The organism is Actinomycetes bacterium (genome assembly GCA_036000965.1).
Classification (GTDB): domain Bacteria; phylum Actinomycetota; class CALGFH01; order CALGFH01; family CALGFH01; genus DASYUT01.
Window position 1 is genome coordinate 1 of sequence record DASYUT010000246.1, and the last position, 1,670, is coordinate 1,670.

At 69.8% G+C, this 1,670-nt stretch carries 3 protein-coding genes; all 3 read right to left on the minus strand.

Translation table 11 applies throughout. The features are described 5' to 3' along the window. A partial coding sequence (locus tag VG276_21395; protein ID HEV8651877.1) for an AMP-binding protein occupies positions 1–280 on the minus strand: 280 nt, incomplete at its 3' end. Positions 281–531: 251 nt separating this feature from the next. Then, a complete protein-coding gene (locus VG276_21400; protein HEV8651878.1) occupies positions 532–747 on the minus strand; it encodes a hypothetical protein in 216 nt (71 codons plus the stop codon). A gap of 199 nt (positions 748–946) precedes the next feature. Next, positions 947–1,670: hypothetical protein (locus tag VG276_21405; protein HEV8651879.1), on the minus strand; the 724-nt coding region annotated here is incomplete at its 5' end.

Genomic DNA, 1,670 nt, shown 5'->3' on the forward strand with positions numbered 1-1,670 from the left:
GGATGCGCGGCAGCATCACGAAGACGCGGTCGCCCTTGCGTACACCCCGGGAGGCCAGGAAGTTGGCAGCGCGGTTGGAGGACGCCGCCAGGTCGGCGAAGCTGTAACGGCGCGGGTTGCCGCCGTCGGGTCCCACCGCCAGCAGGGCCAGCTTGCCGGGCTCCCTGGACGCCCAGGCGTCGACCACGTCGCGGGCGTAGTTGTAGACCTCGGGCACCTGGAGCCGGAACGACGCCCGCGTCGCCAGGTAGTCGGTCATGTTGGGCGGCAGGTCGCGCATCAGCAACTCCTCTCCCAAACCAGCCTTTCCCCGCTGCTACCAGATCTTCATTCGGAGTCGCCTGGTCGTCCAGCGCGACCCGGGGCATGAAGGTCAGACTACCAACCTACCGGGTCTTTGGGCGTTGGACTGACGATGTCCGCGGCTGTCGTTGCGCCACACCGCCTGGACCTCCCAAAGCGACTGCCTGGTGATCGCCACGACCTCGCCGGGCAGCCGGTCCACCCTAGATTGAGAGCAGCCGGTCCACATTAGATTGAGAGCAGTCGCTGCGCGCCGGCAGGATCGATATCCCACTCATGGGCAACTATGGACAGGCCCGCCAGTATGGTGAAGTCGTCGTTGGGCTCCTCGAGGCCCTTCGCGATGCTGGCAGCAAGCCCGAGGTCGTTGCCCTCCGCACCCGCATCGAGCTCGGCTTGGACCCGGCCGGCGAGCGCGTCCAGTGTGGCCAGGATCTCGTCCACGACCGGGTCGCTGGGCAGGTCGCCAATTGCGTGTTGGGCCTGCTGGAACTGGTTCGCGGCGGCCTGTGCGGCGACCTCGACAGGTGGCTGGATGTCGCGGACGCGGGCCAGTTCCGCAATCGCAGAGAGGGTCTGGAGTGCTTGGTGTGCCTGCAGCGTGGCATCGGCGAGGGGGGTGGCGTGCGCAGGCGGGAGCCGCTCACTCCATTCCGTTGTCGCGTCCGGCGATGTTGACGAGCGGCTCGGCGAGGGCCAGGGAGACCTCACGGGCTGCGGACAGCACTGCGGCAAGCTCCTCGACCGAGGCCCCGGCGAGCGCCACGGCCAAGGGAGCATCCTCGCGCATCGTGTCGGGGTCGGGATGAAGCTGGCTGCCGGCCAGTGGGGCGAGCAGCCGCGCCGCCGCTGAGGGCTGCGAGCACGCTGCCAGCGTCCCCAGGATGGTGTTGGCACCGAGGGCTGCCGCCAGGGCGTCCCGCATCGGGCAGGCGTCCCGTTGGGTCAGATGGATGTCGGTGACCGCGTCGATGACCCGCTGGTCGATCCCCTCGGGGGGCGGCCGGTCGATCAGGCTCAGGTTGAGCGTGACCAATCGCCTGGACGGCGGGACATCGTGCTGGTCGAGGACCTGCACCCAGGAGCGGGCGGTGCGGGTGAAGTCGGCGAGCCGCAGCGCCTGCAACGCCGCCACCAGCACGCTCGGTTCGTCGCCGCGCGCCCGTCGCGCCAGCTCCATGACGACGAGCGCGTCAAGCTCGTCGTGGTCGGCGAGCAGCCCAGCAACGAACGGGCGCAGCTCCTCCGGCGGCAGCAGCCCCAGCAGCCGCCGGGTCGTGTCCGCCAGGGTCGGTGGCGGCACCGTATGCGCCTCCTCAGCCAGCACCGCCGACCGCAACGGGTGAAGACCCGCAAGCCGGTCACCC